Raw genomic sequence first — 16,724 nt, forward strand, 5'->3', positions numbered from 1 at the left:
AGGTCGGTCGCCGGCAGGGGCGACGGCAAGGACGATGACGAAAGCGAGGACGGCATGGACGCGCACGCCGGTCAGAGGTAGCCGCTCCGGCGGTCGAGCGCCTGCATGCGTTCATGCAGCGAGGCCTCGGGGACCTGGAACTTGTTCGCCAGCTTGCGGGCGCTGAGCATGCCGTGATCCATCAACCGGTAGATCGCGACCTCCGGCATCAGCAGGTCCAGCGCGAAGTGGTGGGCCTCCTGCTCGATGCGTCGCGGGCAGCAGGTGGACAGCGTGACCAGCGTCTCCGGCGGCACCGGTCCGTGGCCCAGCAGGTGGTGGCCCAGCGCGTGCGCCAGCACGATGCGCCGCCGCGCCGCGTCCTCGCCCAGGTTGACCTCGATCACCGGCCGTTCGTCGAGGTAGAGCAGGCGGCCGCGATACGGGTACAGCGGTTCCTGCGCGCCGCCGCGGGCGCGCACCTCCACGCCGGCGCCCTCGGCCAGGTCCTGCGCGCTCACCGGCAGCGTGGCGGGATGCCAATGGGCCTGGCGCAGTTCATCGGCAATCGTGCCGATGAGGCGGTGGCGGGCGGCGGCCTCCTCGGGCGGCAGCGCGTCGCTGAAGCGCGACTTGGGGAAGGGGGCGGCGGACATCGGGTCTCCTCGGCGGGCGCAGAGGGACCGGATGCTAGGAAGGCGGACAGGGCCTCGTAATGACCCGAACCAGTAAGAATCCTGCGCTTGCGCCCCCGCACCCGTGGGTCGGGTGACCGGGGTTGCTCAGCGCTCGTCCTTGGCCGCCTGCGCCTGCCGGGCCGCGGTCTCGGCGGCCTTGGCGGCCAGCTGCTCGCGCATGCGCTTGAGCTTCTCCCGCGGGTCTTCCTTGATGCCGCTCTCGTTGAGCTTCATCTCCGCGATGAAGCGCGAGGGCACGCCCACCACCGTCTCGCGGTTCTTCTTGCGCCGGCGCAGCGTGGACACCGCCAGCGTGCGCCGCGCCCGCGTGATGCCGACGTACATCAGCCGGCGCTCCTCCTCGACGCGCTGCGGCGTGAGGTCCTCGTTCTCGGCCTTGAAGGGCAGCAGACCCTCGTTGACGCCGGCCAGCAGCACGTGCGGCCATTCCAGACCCTTGGAGGCATGCAGCGTCGTCAGCACGACCTGGTCCTGCTCCTCCTGGCGCTCGGCCAGCGACAGGATGACGCTGATGGTCTGCGCCACGTCGAGCAGCGACTGGCGCGGGCTCTCGGTGGTGATGCCGCCGTCGGTGGTGATCTCGCCGCCGCAACGTTTGGCGACCCAGTCGACGAAGTCCAGCACGTTGCCCCAGCGGGCCTGCGCCACCTTCTCGTTGTCCTCCTGGTCGATGAGGTACTGCTCGTAGCCGATGTCCTTGAGCCACTCCATCATCAGCGCCTTGCCCTCCTCGCCGCCGACGGCGTGACGGGCGCGGTACTCCAGGTCGACGACATAGCGGCCGAATTCATGCAGCCCGTGCAGCGCCTTGCTCGACAGCGTCGCCTTGAGCGACTCGGCGAACAGCGATTCGAACATCGACAGCTTCCACTTCGCCGAGAAGTCGCTCAGGTGACCCAGCGTCTGGTGGCCGATGCCGCGCTTGGGCGTGGTCACCGCGCGCAGGAACGCGGGGTCGTCGTCCTGGTTGACGAGCAGCCGCAGCCAGGCGCACAGGTCCTTGATCTCGGTGCGGTCGAAGAAGCTCTGGCCGCCGGAGACCTTGTAGGGGATCTCGGCGCGGCGCAGCGCCTGCTCGAAGATGCGCGCCTGGTGGTTGGCGCGGTACAGGATCGCGAAGTCGGAGAACTTCGTCGTCGGATGGTTGGCGCGGATCGACTGGATGCGCGCGACGGCGCGCTCGGCCTCGTGTTCCTCGCCATCGGCCTCGATCAGCGTGATGGGGTCGCCCTCGCCGAACTCGCTCCACAGCGTCTTGGGGAACAGCTTCGGATTGCCGCCGATCACGTTGTTGGCCGCGCGCAGGATCGCGCTGGTGGAGCGGTAGTTCTGCTCCAGCGGGATCACCTTGAGCTGCGGGAAATCGACCGGCAGCTTCTTGAGGTTCTCGATGGTGGCGCCGCGCCAGCCGTAGATGGACTGGTCGTCGTCGCCCACGGCGGTGAACATCGCGCGCTCGCCGACCAGGCACTTCAGCAGCTCGTACTGGACCGCGTTGGTGTCCTGGTACTCGTCGACCAGCACGTAGCGCAGCGTCTCCTGCCACTTGCCTCGCGCTTCCTCGTTGGTCTGCAGCAGCTTGAGCGGCATGCCGATCAGGTCATCGAAGTCCACCGCCTGGTAGGCGGTCAGCCGTTCCTGGTAGCGCTGCATGACGACGGCGGCGGCGCGCTCCATATCGTCCTTGGCGTAGGCCAGCGCCTGCTGCGGGCTGAGGTTCTGGTTCTTCCAGAGCGAGATCGTCCACTGCCAGGACTTGGCCGTCGCCGCGTCGGTGGTGCCGCCCGCGTCGCGGAGCACGGACAGCACGTCGTCCGAGTCCATGATCGAGAACTGCTCCTTGAGCCCGAGGTGCCGCCCGTCCTCGCGCAGGATGCGCACGCCCAGCGAGTGGAAGGTCGAGATCACCAGCTCCGAACCCGCCTTGTTGCCCACCAGGTGCCGGGCGCGCTCGCGCATCTCCTGCGACGCCTTGTTGGTGAAGGTGATCGCGGCGATGTTCTTCGGCCGGTAGCCCTCGGACATCAGCTTGGCGATCTTCTGCGTGATCACGCTGGTCTTGCCCGACCCCGCGCCCGCGATCACCAGGCAGGGCCCCGCCAGGTGATGCACGGCCGCGAGCTGGGCCGGATTGAGCGTGGTCTTGGACATGGAACGTGCGGGACAGGGAACTGCGGGCGGGCCGGGGATGATAGCGGGACGTAAAGTGCGAACCATGAACACAGCCGCCAACATCGTCGTCGCGCTCGTCGCGCTCATCCACGTCTACATCCTCGTGCTGGAGATGTTTCTCTGGACCACGCCCACCGGCCGCAAGGCTTTCGGGCTGACGCCCGAATTCGCCCAGGCCAGCAAGGTGCTGGCCGCCAACCAGGGCCTCTACAACGGCTTCCTGGCCGCGGGCCTGATCTGGGGGCTGGTGCTGGGCGCCGCGGGCGGTCCGGTGAAGGTCTTCTTCCTGGCCTGCGTGCTGGTGGCCGGGCTCTACGGCGCCGCGACGGCCAGCCGCAAGATCCTCTTCATCCAGGCGCTGCCGGCCGCCATCGGCCTGGCGCTGCTGCTCTTGAGCTGAGCAGGCGGCGCGCGCCGCTCACTCGGGCAGCGCGACGCCGCGTCGCGCGGCCATCTGCTGCAGCTCGCCGCTGGCGCGCAGGCGCTGCATGCCGGCGTCGACCAGCGCGAGCCAGGACTCGCCCGCCGGCTCGCGACTGAAGGCGAAGTGCCCCTTGAGCTGCGCGAACGGCGGGGCGCAGAGGGCGACCTGCTCGCCCAGGCCCAGTTCCTGGATCACCGGCTCCGAGTTGCGCTGGTTGGCGGCGATCAGGTCCAGCCGGCCCACTTGCAGCATGCGCAGCGCGGTGGCCAGGTCGCGCACGACGGTGACGCTGAGCGCCGCGCGCGACTGCTCGAAGCGCTCGCCGTAGACCCAGCCCTGCACCGCGCCGATGCGCAGGCGCTGCAGTGCCTGGAAGTCGCCCCACCACAGGCCCTCCTCGCGCCGGCGCGCGTAGAAGACCAGCGCGTCCTCGTAGAAGGCCTGGCGCGAGAAACGCATCAGCCGCTCGCGCTCCGGGGTCCGGTAGGGGCCGACCAGGACCTGCGCCGGGCCGTGCTCGATCATCGACTGCGCCCGCAGCCAGGGATAGAACTCGTAGCGCGGCGTGTGGCCGACGGGGATCAGGATCGCGTCGAGCAGGTCCACCGCCAGGCCGAACGGCTTGGCGCCGTCCGCGCCGGGTTCGAAGAGCCGGGCGAAGGTGGTGCCCACGATCCGCACCAGGCCCGATCGCGGCCGGCCCGATGCGGCGTTGCCCGTTGGGCTGCCACTCGCCAGGGGCTCGGCCCGGACGGCCCCCGACCCGGCGAGGGTCGCGGCGCCGAGCGCGGCATGGCGGAGCAGTTGGCGGCGGAGGGCGTCCATGTGAGCGCCGATGATAGGCGCCCGGTCCGCGCGGGACAGCCCCGCGACACGGGGTTGCGGCCTCAGGAACCGCGGGTCTCGGCGGCGAGGTTCTCGGGCATCAGCGCGCCGGGAATGAACACCGGCTCGCGGATCGGATCGCGCCCGATGTCCTCCGCATACGAGCCGTGCACCGCGAAGGCCGCGGACAGCACCGCGTGGACCTGCGCCATGGCCTCGTAGGACGGCGAGGAGCCGCCCGCGAAGAACACCTTCGACTCGCCCACCCCCAGGCCGCAGAGTCCGTAGAGCCGCTCGCCGACGCGGGCGCAGAACTGGTCCGAGATCTGCCGCCCGATCAGCGAGGGCAGCCGGACCAGGTAGTCGCCGGTGGCGCCGTCCACGGCCCAGCGCTCGGACAGCCGGATCCAGTGCGCGTTCTTCCCGTCGATGCAGCTCTCCAGCACACCGCGCAGCCAGGGGGAGCATTCGGGGTCGGTCACCGCGTCCCGCCAGCAGGTCCGCCAGTCGGCGACCGACATCGACCGGATTTCGAAACTCACGCGCATCTCCTCGCGTCACCATCCATGGCGACAGGAGATGGATCGTAGGAAGACGCCCACGCCCAAACAATTCGCCTGAACTCGGGCGCTTGTGACTCATCGATGGCGACTGGCCTCGCGAAGTAGTCGATTCGCCAGGGTGTTCCGACGCACCCGACCTGGGAACGCGTGAGATGACTAGCTCATCGAGGTCGTCAATCCGTCATCCAGCTGGGCTGCTCCGGGCGCCGGCGTCCCAACCGCGCCTCTCCAGCCCTCACCCCGGGCGCCCCCGGGACTCAACTCGCCCTCAACCCGCGCGCAGCAGCAGCCAGGCGACGACCGCGGCCAGCGCCAGCACCAGCGCGATGCCGACCAGCCGTTCCGCGAGCGACGCGGCGGGCGCCCGGGGGCGCTCGTCGGCCTCGTGGTCCAGCGGCGGTGGCGACGGCAGCAGCGGCATCGGCGCGGACGCCGGCGCGCCGGTGGGGGCGGATCGCGTCGCCGGCACCGGCTCGGCCTCGATCCAGTCGCGGACGGCCTGCGCCAGCAGCTGGCGGTCGGTGAAGGAGCGGCCGTCCATCATGGCGCGGTCCAGCAACTGGTCCAGGCTCTCGCGCTGCGCGGCGGTCAGCGACAGCCAGGACTGCAGCGAGGCGACCGGCGTCGCGCCCGGTTCGGGCTCCTCCTCGAATCCCTCCTCGGTCGCGTCGCGACGCGGCAGCCGGCCATTGACCAGCAGCCCCAGCAGGCGGCCCAGCGTGTGGGCCTCGCTGTTCGCGTCCGGGCGCCCGCCCGCGCGCTGGCGCGCGTTCGCGAGCGGCTCGGCGGCGCGCACCAGCGCGGCGGGGGCCTGGCTGTCGCGCGGGGCCAGGCCCTGGCCCAGCCAGTGCAGCTGCTGCGCCGGGCTCAGCCACAAGGTGCCCGGGTCGAGCTCGTGCAGCACCAGCCCCTGCGCATGGGCGGCTTCCAGCAGGTCGACGAGGTCCAGCAGCAGCTGCATCCGGCGCTTGAGCGGCAGCGCCATCGCCACGCGCATCAGCGGTGCGCCCTCCATCGCCGGCACGACGAGGTAGGGCAGCCCGGTGGGGCTCAGCCCGCTGTCCAGCGGCGCGCCGTAGGCGGGATGCTGGAAGCGCGACAGGGACTCGGAGTCCTCGGCGAAGCGCATCAGCACGGCCTGCGCATCGACCTCATGGCGATAGACCAGCGCCAGGCCGGTCTGGGCCGCGGCCTTGCCGTGCTCGACGCGGAACCAGAAGCCGGAGGCGCATTCGAACAGCTCGGCGGCGACGCGCCAGACGCCCAGGCGCTCGCCGACCGCCGGCAGCGCCGCGACCGCCCGGCCGCCTCTGGCGGCGGACGGATCGTGCGGGGCGCGGGATTCCGGCGCGTGCGGGCTGGGCGGCTCGATCATGGGCGCGAATCCTAGCGCAGCGATACTTCGGCCCCATGCCCTCCCGCGTCCCCTCTGTCGGCCTGATCCGCCCGCCCGTCGGCGCCCTCGCGGCCCTCCTCGCCACCACGCTGCTGGCGACCCTCCTGCCCGGCCGGGCCGGCGCGGCGCCCTCCCCGTACAAGCAGCCGTCGCCGGCAATCCGCGAGCTGCTGGACACGCCGGCCCTGCCGCGGCTGCTGCCCTCGCCGGACCGGCAATCGCTGGCGCTGGTCGAGCAACGCCGCTACACGCCGCTGGAAGAGCTGGCCCGCCCCGGGCTGCGGCTGGCCGGCGCCCGCTTCGATCCCCGCAATGCGAGCCAGCAGAACCTGGTCGCGGTGCAGCGGGTGCGACTGCGCTCGCTGCTCGATCCCGAGGCGGCCGAGCGCGAGGTCGAGCTGCCGGCCGGCGGCACCTGGCACAACTTCGTCTGGGCGCCGGACGGGCAACGCTTCCTGCTGTCCAGGCGCACGGACACCGGCGAAGAGCTCTGGGCCGGGGCGACGTCCAACGGCCAGCTCTGGCGCATCTACAACGTGCGGCTCAACAACGCCATCGATGCGGACGACATCGCCTGGCTGAATCCGCGCGAGGCGGTGGTGCTCACCATTCCCGACGATCGCGGCCCCGTGCCCAACCGGCCGCAGACCGGCCCGGCGATCCAGGAAACGCATGGCAAGGCGTCGCCCGAGCGCACCTATCCGGACCTGCTGCGCAACCCGCGCGACGAGGACCTGTTCGAGTACTTCGCGCGCGCGCAGCTCACGCTGATCGACATCGCCAGCGGCCAGAGCCGCGACATCGGCACGCCGGGCCTGTTCACCAGCGTGTCCAGCGTCGGCAACGGCCAGGCGCTGCTCACCGAGCGACTGGTGCGCCCGTTCAGCTACGCGCTCACCTTCGACGACTTCCCCACCGTCGTGGAGGTGCGCCAGCGCGACGGCAAGGTCATCCGCGAGCTGGCCAAGATGCCGCTCAAGCAGGGCGTGGCCATCGACGGCGCGTTGCCCGGCCCGCGGGTCTTCTATCCATCGCCGAGCAAGGACGCGGCGATCTACTGGGTGGAGGCGCTCGACGGCGGGAACCCCGCCAACCGCGCCGCCTTCCGCGACCGCGTCATGCGGCTGGACCCGCCCTACACCGGCGAGCCCTTCGAGGTGCAGCGCATGCCTTACCGCTTCACGCGGCTGCGTTTCCTGGACGACGGCGTGCATGGGCTGCTGACGGAGGAGGACCGCAGCCGCGGCTGGTCACGGACCTACCTGCTACCGCTCAACGGCAAGCAGAGCCGGCCCTTGTTCGAGCACTCGGTGCGCGAGCGCTACCGGCACCCGGGCTTCCCTTTCATGCGGACCCTGGCCAATGGACACCAGGTCGCGCAGACGCTCAATGGCGACCTGCTGCTGTCGGGCCAGGGCGCGAGTCCCAAGGGCGACCGGCCTTTCCTCGACAAGCTGTCGCTGCGCGACCTGAGCGTGCAGCGGCTGTTCCAGTCGGCCGAGGGCGTGTACGAGCAGCCGGTGGCGCTGCTGGAGGACCGGCGGCTGGTGACGCAGCGCGAGACCGAGCATGAGCCGCCCAACCTGAGCCTGCGGGAGAACGGCAAGGTCACGCCGCTGACGCGGATCAAGGATCCGGCGCCGCAGCTCAAGGCGGTGCGGCGCGAGCTGGTGAGCTTCAAGCGCAACGATGGCGTCGAGCTGTCGTTCTGGATGTATTTGCCGCCGGATCTCAAGGAGGGTGAGAAGCGGCCGGCGCTGGTGTGGGCGTATCCGCTGGAGTTCAACGATGCGGCGATCGCGGGTCAGCTGAGCGGATCGCCGGGCCGATACATGAGTTTCTCGAGCATCAGTCCGTTGAACCTGCTGATGGATGGGTATGTGGTGCTGATGGACGCGACGATGCCGGTGGTGGGTGACTCGCGGAACATGAACGACAGCTTCATCGAGCAGGTCACTGCGAATGCGCGGGCGATCGTGGACAAGGCGGAGGATCTGGGCGTGGTGGATCCGAGGCGTGTGGCGATCGGGGGTCACAGCTACGGCGCCTTCATGGCGGTGAACCTGCTGGCGCACACGAAGTTGTTCCGTTGTGGCATTGCGCGAAGTGGTGCCTACAACCGCACGCTGACGCCGTTTGGATTCCAGAGCGAGCGCCGATCGTTGTGGGATGCGAAGGATGTCTACCTGAAGCTGTCGCCCTTCCTGTTCGCGAACCAGATCAAAGATCCGCTGTTGCTGATTCATGGTGAGGCGGACAACAACTCGGGCACGTTCCCGATGCAGAGCGAGCGTCTGTACCAGGCCTTGGCGGGCCTGGGCGGCACGGCCCGCTATGTCTTGCTGCCTTTCGAGGCGCACGGCTACAGCTCGCGCGAGTCTGCTGGCCAAGTGCAATGGGAGATGAGTCAATGGTTGAGGGGTTGCGTCGGCGATCCCCGAGCCGAGGCGCGTCCGCGCCCTGCCCCGGGCTCCGCCCCCGCCACGCCCCAGCAATCGTCGCAATGAGCGACTCGATTGACGTGCTTGGCCGAGGCCGCCGGCGAAGCCGAAGCGTCGTCAACTGACTGGGGCGCCGTCTGTTTGAGCGGAGCGAGCCGAAGGTGAGCGGAGCGAGTTGGCGCCCTGAGCTTCGGCTTCGCCGGCGGTCTCGGCCAAGCGCGTGCGCTCGACCTCCCACCGCAACCCGCGGCCTCAGATCTGCCGCGCCGAGAAGGTATCGCAGTCTCTGAGGTCCCCCTGAGCCATGCCTCGCTTGAACCACCGCTGGCGTTGTTCGCTGGTGCCGTGGGTGAAGCTTTCTGGCACGACGGCGCGTCCGGCGTTGCGTTGGAGCGTGTCGTCGCCGATTTTGGCGGCTGCATTGAGCGCTTCGTCGATGTCACCGGCTTCGAGCCAGCCTTTGCTCTGTTGGGAGTGATGGGCCCAGACGCCGGCGAAGCAGTCGGCCTGGAGCTCGACGCGAACGCTGGTGGCGTTGGCGGCCTGTTCGGACTGACGGCGTCTGGCGGCTTCGACTTTCTGGGTGATGCCGAGTTGATGTTGGACGTGATGGCCGACCTCGTGGGCGATCACGTAGGCCTGGGCGAAGTCGCCGGGCGCGCCGAGGCGCTCGCGCAGGGTTTGGTAGAAGCTGAGGTCGATGTAGACCTTGCTGTCGCCGGGGCAGTAGAACGGGCCCATGGCGGCCTGGCCCATGCCGCAGGCGGTGGGCTGGGTGCCTTCGAAGAGGCGGAGCTTGGGGGCTTCGTAGGTCTTGCCGCCGGCCTGGAAGAGTTTGTTCCAGACGTCTTCGGTGTCGGCCAGCACGACGCTGACGAATTTGGCGGGCGTGTCCTGGGGATGGCTGGGTGCGACGGGCCGCTGCTCGCCGCCGGTCTGGACGGTGCTGCCGTCGAGCGCGCTGAGCACGGTCAGCGGGTTGATGCCGAAGGCCCAGGAGGCGAGCAGGGCGATGACGATGCCACCGATGCCGATGCCGCGTCCGCCGAGCATCGGGAAGCCGCCTCCGCCACCGCCGCCGCTACCTCGTGCGTCCTCGACGTTGTCGCTCTCGCGTTGTCCTTCCCACTTCATGGTGCGCTCCTGCCGCCGGTGTGCCGGCTCCAACGATGCGCAAGGATGGCACAGCGCGCCGGACGGCGCTGTCGGACGGCGCCGCGCCGCGCGCGGGCGGCCTCGATCAGGGGACAGCGGCGGCCCAATTGGCGGCTCAGTCGGCGGCCAGTGCGCCGTTCCCGGGCGTCGCCGAATCCGTGGCGGGCAGGATCAGGTGGAATTCGGCCCCGCCGCCTTCGCGGTTGGCTGCGTACAGCTGGCCGCCATGCATCTCGACGATGCGCCGGCTGATCGGCAGGCCCAGGCCGGTGCCGCCGGAGCCGTCCTTGGTCGTGCTCGACTGGACGAAGGGATCGAAGATGCGCTCCAGCTCATCGACCGGGATGCCCGGCCCGCGGTCGGCGACGCACAGGTGCAACGCGCCGTCGGACCGCCGTTGCCCACGCAGCTCGATCGTGCCGCCCTGCGGCGCGAACTTGATCGCGTTGGCCAGCACATTGCGCACCGCCTGCTGGAAGCGCAGCGGATCGACGCTCGCGGGCATCGGCTCGGGCAACTCGGCGGCCAGCGTCAGCTGGCGCTTGGCGGTCAAGGGCGCGAGCTCCCGCATTACCGCGCCCACCGGCTCGCGCAGGTCCTGCGCGCGGAGTTCCAGCGCGCCGACGGCGTCGAGCTTGGACGCGTCCAGCAGGTCGTTGACCAAGGCCAGCATGCGCTGGCCGGAGCCGTGGATGTCCGAGAACATCGCATGCAACCGCTCCTGGCCGCCGCTGCGCGCCATGCCCAGTTCGGAGAAGCCGAGGATGGATTGCAAAGGCGTGCGCAGCTCGTGGCTGATGTTGGCGAGGAACTCGGTCTTGGTGCGCGAGGCCTCCTCCGCCGCGTCGCGCGCCTGGCGGGTGAGCCGCTCGGCGGCCGCGCGTTCGGTGATGTCGACGGCGCTGCCGGCGTAGCCGAGCAGCTCCCCGTCGCGGCGCAGCGGCACCGTCGCGATCTGGTAGCGACGCGGCGCGCCCTCGCCGTTGCGGATCGTGGCCTCGACGCTGCGCACGCCCTCGTCACCGCCGAAGAGCCCGGCCACCGCCTCGCGGTCGGCCGGCTCGGCGAGGTCGGCCAGCCGGCGGCCGACCGCCTCGTCCGGACGCCCGCGATGCAGCGTCGTCCAGCGCGCATTCACGAAGGTCAGCGTGCCCGACGGATTGGTCCGGAAGATCACCTCCTGCACGCTCTTGAGCAGCACGCGCATGTCGCGCTCGCGGTCGGCGAGCTGCACGTGCGCGCCCTCCAACGCTTCCATCGCCTCGGCCCGCGCCTGCAGGCTGCGCCGCACGGTGACCGTCGCCAGCGCGATCAGGGCCAGCGCCAGGGCGCCGATCAGCATCAGCCAGCGCAGGCCGGCGTGCCAGCGCGCGAGCACCTCCTCGACCGACTGCTCCACGCCCACCATCAGCGAGCGCCGCGGCGCCGCGCGGTAGGCCACGACGACCTCGCCCGGCAAGGCGCCGGCGCCGATGTAGGTGCCGTGCTCGCGCCCGCGACGCAGGGCGTCGAACGCCGGGTGGCCGTCCAGCCGCTGGCCGGGCAGTTGATGCAGCGTCTCCATCGCGGCGAGCAGCTGGCCGTCCGTCGACGCGAGCCAGGCGGCGCTGTGCCCGGAGGGCAGCGCGCGCTGCTGGACCTGCGTCAGCGCATCCGGATTGATCAGCGCCAGCAGCCAGCGCGGCTCCCGCTCGCGCGCACCGGGCGCGACGCCGGCCGCCGTGGACGCGCCGCTCGCGGGCGTGTCCGGCGACGCCGGCAGTTGCAGCAGCAGCGGCAGCATCCCCACCGGCGAACTGCGCGGCGGTCGTCCCCGGGCCAGGTCCGCGAGGCCGCGCCCCGGTCGCAGCGGCATCAGCATGTCGCGGTCCGGACCGGGCAGCCGGCCGAAGTCGTCCAGCGGCACTTCCAGGCCGATTTCATCGGCATTCGTGCTGATCAGCACCTTCCCGCGGGTGTCCAGCAGCGACACGCTGCGGATGAACGGCAAGCCCACCAGCACATGGCTGAAATGCGCTTCCAGGTGCTCGGCCTCATGCGGATCGGCGATCGATCGCGTCAGCCCATCCCCGATCGCATGCAGGGACAGCGACGCGGTCTCGATGGTGCGGCTCGCGTCGCTCTCCAGCACCTGCGCCAGCAGCGCGCCGCGGGCGCGGGCCTCGTCGATCGCTTCCTGGCGGCCGACCCAGGCCGGGCCGATCAGACCGGCCAGCGTGCCCGCCGCCACGACGACGCCGGCCCACAGCGCCGCGCGGCGCAGGCGCTGGAGGGATCGGACGGCCGGACCGAGCATCGTCGCGACTCCGCCTCAGGGGACCACGATCGCGCCCAACCCGTGGCGCTCGGCCGCGGCGCGCAGCCGGCCGTCGCGCTTGATGCGCGCGACGAACTCGTCCAGGCGCGCCAGCCAGGCCGAATCGCCGCGCCGGATGGCATAGGCATACGGCAGGACGTGGAAGGGCTTGGGCGGCGCGATCAGGTGCGCCCAGTCGGCGTTGTCGAGCAGCCGCCGGCTGTAGGGGTAGTCGGTCATGAAGACATCGGCGCGGCCGGACTCCAGTTCGCGCTCGCGCGTCGCCGGCGGCTGCACGACCAGCAGCCGCGCGCGCTTGAGCGCCTCGCGCATCACCGGTTCCATCGAGGTGCCCGCCTGCACGGCGACCACCACCCCGCTCTGGTCGATGTCCTCCCAGCGCTTGACGACGCGGCTCGCGCGGCTCGCGATCGCGTAGATGTCGCTCTGCAGGTAGGGCTGGGTGAAGGCGAGCGCCGCCTTGCGCTGCGGCACCACGGCCACCGCGAACATCGCCACGTCGCAGCGGTCGCCTTCGAGATCGGGGATCAGGCGCTGGAAGGAGGATTCGACATAGCGCAGGCGCACGCCCAGGTCCTTGGCGAGCTCGTTGGAGAGGTCGATGTCCAGGCCGCTGAGCGTCTCGTCGCGAGGATGGCGGTAGGTGATGCCGTAGTAGTCGGGCCAGATGCAGACCCGCAGCACGCCGCTGGCCTGGATGCGCTGCAGCGTGCTGGCCGCCGCCGGCACGGCGGTCGGCTCGGAGGCCTTCGGGGCGCTGTTCGCGGCCGGCGCGAACGCAAGCAGCCACAAGGCCGCCGTCATCGCGGCCAGCCGGCCCGCCATGGCCTGTCCGGTCCTTCGCATCGTCATTGCATCTCCTCGGACCCGGATTGCACCAGAGTTCGCCCCACCGGACCGCAAGGGAAGCCCCGATCTCCCACGGATGTCACATCGACTATCAGTTTTATCGCTTATAAATGAGGATATTGCCCACCTAAAACTTTAGGAAATTCGGCAAAATCGACTCATGACTGCCATTGCCCGGACCCCCGACGACATGCAAGAGGACTTCAGCACGCGCGAAGTCGCGCAGCGCCTCGGCATGGCGGTCCGGTCGGTGCAGCTGATGGTCGATCGCGGGGAGCTGCAGGCCTGGCGCACGCCCGGCGGCCACCGGCGCATCCTGCGAGCTTCGCTCGACGCCTGGCTCACCGGCCGGGGCCTCGCGCCCACCAAACCCGCCGAGCTGGCGCCCGCCGACGGCGCGCCGCAGCGGCTGAAGGCGCTGCTGATCGAGGACTCGGTCCATTACCAGAATCTGGTGATGCTGCTGGCGCAGCAGGAGTTCCCCGACCTCGACCTGCATACCGCCAACGACGGCATCGGCGGTCTGGTCATGTACGGGCAGTTGCAGCCGGAAATCCTGCTGGTCGACATCCTGCTGCCCGGCATCGACGGCGCGGCGCTGGTGACCAGCCTGCGCTCGCAGCCGCAGTTCGCCAGCAGCGAGCTGATCTTCGTCACCGCGCTGGACGAACAGCAGCGCTCGCCCTACGCATTCGCGCTCGCCGGTCTGCCGCTGGTGCACAAGCCGCGGCTCGTCACCGACCTGCCGCCGCTGCTCGCCGCGGCGGTCCAGCGCATCCGGGCCCGTCAGCCGCAGTTCGCCGGCTGAGCATGGCGTCCCGCATCCGGGTCCTCCTCGTGGAGGACGACACCACGCTGCAGCGCTTCGTCGCGATGGCGCTGGAGGACGACGAGGTGCGCCTGCAGGCCTGCATCTCGGTCGACGAGGCGCTGCTGGCGCTCGCGACGCAGAGTTTCGACCTCGTCATCAGCGACCTGATGCTGCCCGGCCGTCACGGGCTGGACCTGCTGCAGACGCTCAAGCAGCGGCCCGAACTGCGCGGCAAGGCGCGGCTGGCCGTGTTCAGCGCCGGCCTGAATCCGACGGTGCGCGAGCAGCTCGAGGCGCTGGGCGTGACGCGTTTCCTGTCCAAGCCCTGCTCGCTGGCGGACCTGCAATCGTGCCTGGACGGCCTGCGCGACGCCGCGTCGCCGCCGGCGGCAATGCCGTCGATCCACCAGGCCGCCATTGAGCAGTACTTCGGCGGCAACGCCGCGCTGTACCAAGCCTTCCTGGCGCGCTGCCGGATGCAGTTCCCGCTCGACATCGCCAGCGGTCGCAGCGCCTGCGAACGGGGCGAGCATGTGAAGCTGCGCCACCTCGCGCACAGCCTCAAGAGCGTACTGCTGACGCTCGGCCACGCCGATGCCGCCGAAGTGGCGCGCCAGCTCGAGCAGGACGCGCAGGACGCCGCCACCGGCTCGGAGGATGCGCTGGCCGCGGTGCGCGCCGCGTGGCCGGTGCTGGAGGAGGCGCTCGCGCGCCTGCTGTGAGACGGCGTCTGCTGGCGCCTCAGATCGCCAGCGGATCCACGTCCACCGCCCAGCGCGTCAGCCCCTTCTGACGGCGCTTGAGCGCGTGCAGCTCCGGCAGCCAGGCGCGCAGGAAGCGCTGCAGCTGCGCGCGGCTGCCGGCCTCGATCAGCATCTGGAAGCGCTCGCTGTCCGCGACCCGCGCCACCGCCATCGGCACCGGCGGATACAGCAGCAGGCCGAGCGACAAGGGCAGCGCCTGCGCCGCCTCCTGCGCCGCGGTCAGGAAGTCGCGCGCGGCCTCGACGCTGCGGCCTTCCGCGCGCACCAGCGCCAGATGCGCGAACGGCGGCAGGTTGGCCGACATGCGCTCGTGCAGCTGGCTGGACGCGAAGGCCTCGTAGTCGTGCTTCTGCAGCGACTGGTAGAGCGCGTGCTCGGGATACCAGGTCTGCACCCACATCTCGCTGGCGGCGGCCTGCGCCGCATCGCGGCCCGCGCGTCCGCCCGCCTGCATCAGCAGCGAGAACAGCCGCTCCGGCGCGCGGAAATCGCTGCTGAACAGCGCGCCGTCCGGATTCACCGCCGCGACCAGCGTGATGCGGCGGAAGTCGTGGCCCTTGGCGACCATCTGCGTGCCCACCAGGATGTCGACATCGCCCTCATGCACGGCCGCGAGCTGCGATTCGAGGCTGCCCTTGAGCTTGGTGGTGTCGGCATCGATGCGCGCCACGCGCGCCCCGGGCAGCGCCTGCGCGAGTTGCTCCTCCAGGCGCTCGGTCCCGCGCCCCAGCGGCGCGATGTCCGGATTGCCGCAGGACGGACAGGCCCGCGGCACGCGCGCCGACACGCCGCAATGGTGGCAGCGCAGCGTGCGGTCCTCCTTGTGGAAGACCTGGTGCGCGCTGCAATGCGGGCAGTCGCTCTTCCAGTTGCACTGGTCGCAATGCAATACCGGCGCGTAGCCGCGGCGGTTCAGGAACACCAGGCTCTGCTCGCCGCGGTCGAGCCGCTTGCGCAGCGCGTCCAGCAGCGGCACCGACAGCGTCGTGGTGACGCCCTTCTTGCGCTCGAGCCGGTTCATGTCGAACAGCCGCACCCGCGGCAGCGCGCCGCCGCCGATGCGCTCGGTCAGGTCGATGCGCCGATAACGACCGCCCAGCGCGTGCTGCCAGCTCTCCAGCGACGGCGTCGCCGAGCCCAGCAGCACCGGGACCTTCTCCAGGTGGCCGCGATAGACCGCCAGGTCCCGCGCCGAGTAGCGCGCGCCGTCCTGCTGCTTGTAGGACGGGTCGTGTTCCTCGTCGACCACGATCAATCCGAGCCGCGGCATCGACGCGAAGACCGCCAGCCGCGTGCCCAGCACCAGCTGCGCGCGACCCAGGTGCGCCGCGAGCCAGTGGCGCAGGCGCTGCGCCGGCGTGAGCCCGCTGTGCAGCGACACGATCGCGTGGCCGGCGAAGCGCTCGGCGAAACGCGCCTCGAGTTGCGGCGTCAGGTTGATCTCCGGCACCAGCACCAGCACCTGCTGGCCGCGCTCCAGGGCGGCCTCGGCGGCGCGCAGGTAGATCTCGGTCTTGCCGCTGCCGGTCAGACCCCAGAGCAGCGCGGGCGGTGGCGCGTCGCGAGCGGCCAGCTCCAGGACGGCGTCGAGCGCCGCCTGCTGCTGCGCGGTCAGCGCGGGCCGGTCAGCGGGCGTGGCCGGCGTGGCGGCCGCCTGCGCCGCGGCCGCTGCGTCGGCCTTGTCCAGCTTCTTCAGCCGCGCCTGCAGCTGCTTGGCGTCCAGGTCCCGCAGCTGCGGCGGCAGCACCGCCAGCGCCAGTTCGCCGACGCTGCGCTGGTAGTAGCTTGCGGCGAACTCCACCAGCCGCCGCCAGCGGTCGGACAGCGGCGGCAGCGCATCGAGCGCCTCGCCCACCGGTCGCAGCTCGGATTCAGGCAGGCGCTCGTCCTCGGGCAGGTCCACGCCGTCCGGCAGGTCGTCCCACACCAGCCCCATCACGTCCCGGCGGCCCAGCGTCACATGCACCAGGGTGCCCGGGGTCAAGTCTTGCGGGCCGAGGTAGTCCAGCGGTCCGGTCAGCCCGCTGTGTTGGGGCGCCTCCACGGCGACCCGCACGCGGCGTGAGGCCGGCGCCTCGCTCATCGGGCGCGCCCTCTGGGGGGCTCGCCCACCGCCGCAGCCCGGATGGCCTCCATCGGCCATGAGGAAAACGCGCCAAGTGCCTGATTTCCAACGGTGTTCACAACGGGGTCGAGAGCCTGTGGATAACTTTGTGGGAAACGCCCCGGGATTTTCGAGGCCGATGCGATTGCCGCCGCGAGGGCCTGTCGGCGTCAAATTCCGGGGAAACACTCCCTCCCCTTTGGAATCAACGACTTACACGCCCATC

Annotated in this window: 13 protein-coding genes; 4 read left to right on the forward strand and 9 right to left on the reverse strand. The window is 70.8% G+C overall.

The genetic code is table 11. The features are described 5' to 3' along the window. Positions 1 to 71: 71 nt before the first annotated feature. Complete coding sequence (locus tag ACTJKJ_RS18175) at positions 72 to 635, reverse strand: ImmA/IrrE family metallo-endopeptidase (protein WP_091728326.1); 564 nt, start codon at positions 633 to 635, stop codon at positions 72 to 74. 126 nt (positions 636 to 761) lie between these two features. Next, the gene (locus ACTJKJ_RS18180) at positions 762 to 2,828 is read right to left on the reverse strand and encodes an ATP-dependent helicase (RefSeq protein ID WP_183493085.1); all 2,067 of its coding nucleotides are present in this window, start codon (positions 2,826 to 2,828) and stop codon (positions 762 to 764) included. A 64-nt stretch (positions 2,829 to 2,892) separates the two neighbouring features. Between ACTJKJ_RS18180 and ACTJKJ_RS18185 the strand changes: the two genes are divergently transcribed. Continuing rightward, positions 2,893 to 3,249: a DUF1304 domain-containing protein gene (locus ACTJKJ_RS18185; RefSeq protein ID WP_183493086.1), complete on the forward strand. Its 357-nt coding sequence runs from the start codon at positions 2,893 to 2,895 to the stop codon at positions 3,247 to 3,249. An 18-nt stretch (positions 3,250 to 3,267) separates the two neighbouring features. Here ACTJKJ_RS18185 and ACTJKJ_RS18190 read toward each other — a convergent pair whose 3' ends face one another. The 3 genes from ACTJKJ_RS18190 to ACTJKJ_RS18200 all read right to left on the reverse strand — a co-directional run bounded on the left by ACTJKJ_RS18190 (position 3,268) and on the right by ACTJKJ_RS18200 (position 6,036). Beyond that, on the reverse strand, positions 3,268 to 4,098 hold the full coding sequence (locus ACTJKJ_RS18190) for a substrate-binding periplasmic protein (protein WP_440821295.1): 831 nt from the start codon (positions 4,096 to 4,098) through the stop codon (positions 3,268 to 3,270). Positions 4,099 to 4,160: 62 nt separating this feature from the next. Further along, complete coding sequence (locus ACTJKJ_RS18195) at positions 4,161 to 4,640, reverse strand: hypothetical protein (protein WP_175538368.1); 480 nt, start codon at positions 4,638 to 4,640, stop codon at positions 4,161 to 4,163. 289 nt (positions 4,641 to 4,929) lie between these two features. Further along, on the reverse strand, positions 4,930 to 6,036 hold the full coding sequence (locus ACTJKJ_RS18200) for a hypothetical protein (RefSeq protein WP_440821296.1): 1,107 nt from the start codon (positions 6,034 to 6,036) through the stop codon (positions 4,930 to 4,932). Positions 6,037 to 6,071: 35 nt separating this feature from the next. On the opposite strand from ACTJKJ_RS18200, the gene ACTJKJ_RS18205 reads away from it, so the two are divergent. After that, positions 6,072 to 8,564, forward strand: a complete 2,493-nt coding sequence (locus ACTJKJ_RS18205) for an alpha/beta hydrolase family protein (protein WP_440821297.1) — start codon at positions 6,072 to 6,074, stop codon at positions 8,562 to 8,564. Positions 8,565 to 8,750: 186 nt separating this feature from the next. Here ACTJKJ_RS18205 and ypfJ read toward each other — a convergent pair whose 3' ends face one another. From ypfJ to ACTJKJ_RS18220, 3 genes are all read right to left on the reverse strand, one after another. Next, complete coding sequence (gene ypfJ, locus ACTJKJ_RS18210; RefSeq protein ID WP_297380350.1) at positions 8,751 to 9,632, reverse strand: KPN_02809 family neutral zinc metallopeptidase; 882 nt, start codon at positions 9,630 to 9,632, stop codon at positions 8,751 to 8,753. Positions 9,633 to 9,768: 136 nt separating this feature from the next. Then, the gene (locus tag ACTJKJ_RS18215) at positions 9,769 to 11,949 is read right to left on the reverse strand and encodes an ATP-binding protein (protein ID WP_440821298.1); all 2,181 of its coding nucleotides are present in this window, start codon (positions 11,947 to 11,949) and stop codon (positions 9,769 to 9,771) included. Positions 11,950 to 11,964: 15 nt separating this feature from the next. After that, entirely contained in the window at positions 11,965 to 12,822 is an 858-nt protein-coding gene (locus ACTJKJ_RS18220; RefSeq protein ID WP_440821299.1) for a substrate-binding periplasmic protein, read from the reverse strand. A 157-nt stretch (positions 12,823 to 12,979) separates the two neighbouring features. On the opposite strand from ACTJKJ_RS18220, the gene ACTJKJ_RS18225 reads away from it, so the two are divergent. After that, on the forward strand, positions 12,980 to 13,627 hold the full coding sequence (locus tag ACTJKJ_RS18225) for a helix-turn-helix domain-containing protein (RefSeq protein WP_091728352.1): 648 nt from the start codon (positions 12,980 to 12,982) through the stop codon (positions 13,625 to 13,627). 2 nt (positions 13,628 to 13,629) lie between these two features. Beyond that, positions 13,630 to 14,352 (forward strand): response regulator, encoded by a 723-nt coding sequence (locus ACTJKJ_RS18230; RefSeq protein WP_440821300.1) that lies wholly within the window; start codon positions 13,630 to 13,632, stop codon positions 14,350 to 14,352. 19 nt (positions 14,353 to 14,371) lie between these two features. Here ACTJKJ_RS18230 and ACTJKJ_RS18235 read toward each other — a convergent pair whose 3' ends face one another. Continuing rightward, on the reverse strand, positions 14,372 to 16,477 hold the full coding sequence (locus ACTJKJ_RS18235; protein WP_440821301.1) for a primosomal protein N': 2,106 nt from the start codon (positions 16,475 to 16,477) through the stop codon (positions 14,372 to 14,374). Between the last annotated feature and the right edge of the window lie 247 nt (positions 16,478 to 16,724).

It is taken from the genome of Roseateles sp. 22389 (assembly GCF_052044995.1).
Classification (GTDB): Bacteria; Pseudomonadota; Gammaproteobacteria; order Burkholderiales; family Burkholderiaceae_C; genus Roseateles.

Excerpts from the sequence above, each read along its gene's own strand:
- ACTJKJ_RS18175 (WP_091728326.1), bottom strand. The coding sequence starts at position 635 with ATGTCCGCCGCCCCCTTCCCCAAGTCGCGCTTCAGCGACGCGCTGCCG.
- ACTJKJ_RS18180 (WP_183493085.1), bottom strand. The coding sequence starts at position 2,828 with ATGTCCAAGACCACGCTCAATCCGGCCCAGCTCGCGGCCGTGCATCAC.
- ACTJKJ_RS18185 (WP_183493086.1), top strand. The coding sequence starts at position 2,893 with ATGAACACAGCCGCCAACATCGTCGTCGCGCTCGTCGCGCTCATCCAC.
- ACTJKJ_RS18190 (WP_440821295.1), bottom strand. The coding sequence starts at position 4,098 with ATGGACGCCCTCCGCCGCCAACTGCTCCGCCATGCCGCGCTCGGCGCC.
- ACTJKJ_RS18200 (WP_440821296.1), bottom strand. The coding sequence starts at position 6,036 with ATGATCGAGCCGCCCAGCCCGCACGCGCCGGAATCCCGCGCCCCGCAC.
- ACTJKJ_RS18205 (WP_440821297.1), top strand. The coding sequence starts at position 6,072 with ATGCCCTCCCGCGTCCCCTCTGTCGGCCTGATCCGCCCGCCCGTCGGC.
- ypfJ (WP_297380350.1), bottom strand. The coding sequence starts at position 9,632 with ATGAAGTGGGAAGGACAACGCGAGAGCGACAACGTCGAGGACGCACGA.
- ACTJKJ_RS18215 (WP_440821298.1), bottom strand. The coding sequence starts at position 11,949 with ATGCTCGGTCCGGCCGTCCGATCCCTCCAGCGCCTGCGCCGCGCGGCG.
- ACTJKJ_RS18220 (WP_440821299.1), bottom strand. The coding sequence starts at position 12,822 with ATGACGATGCGAAGGACCGGACAGGCCATGGCGGGCCGGCTGGCCGCG.
- ACTJKJ_RS18225 (WP_091728352.1), top strand. The coding sequence starts at position 12,980 with ATGACTGCCATTGCCCGGACCCCCGACGACATGCAAGAGGACTTCAGC.
- ACTJKJ_RS18230 (WP_440821300.1), top strand. The coding sequence starts at position 13,630 with ATGGCGTCCCGCATCCGGGTCCTCCTCGTGGAGGACGACACCACGCTG.
- ACTJKJ_RS18235 (WP_440821301.1), bottom strand. The coding sequence starts at position 16,477 with ATGAGCGAGGCGCCGGCCTCACGCCGCGTGCGGGTCGCCGTGGAGGCG.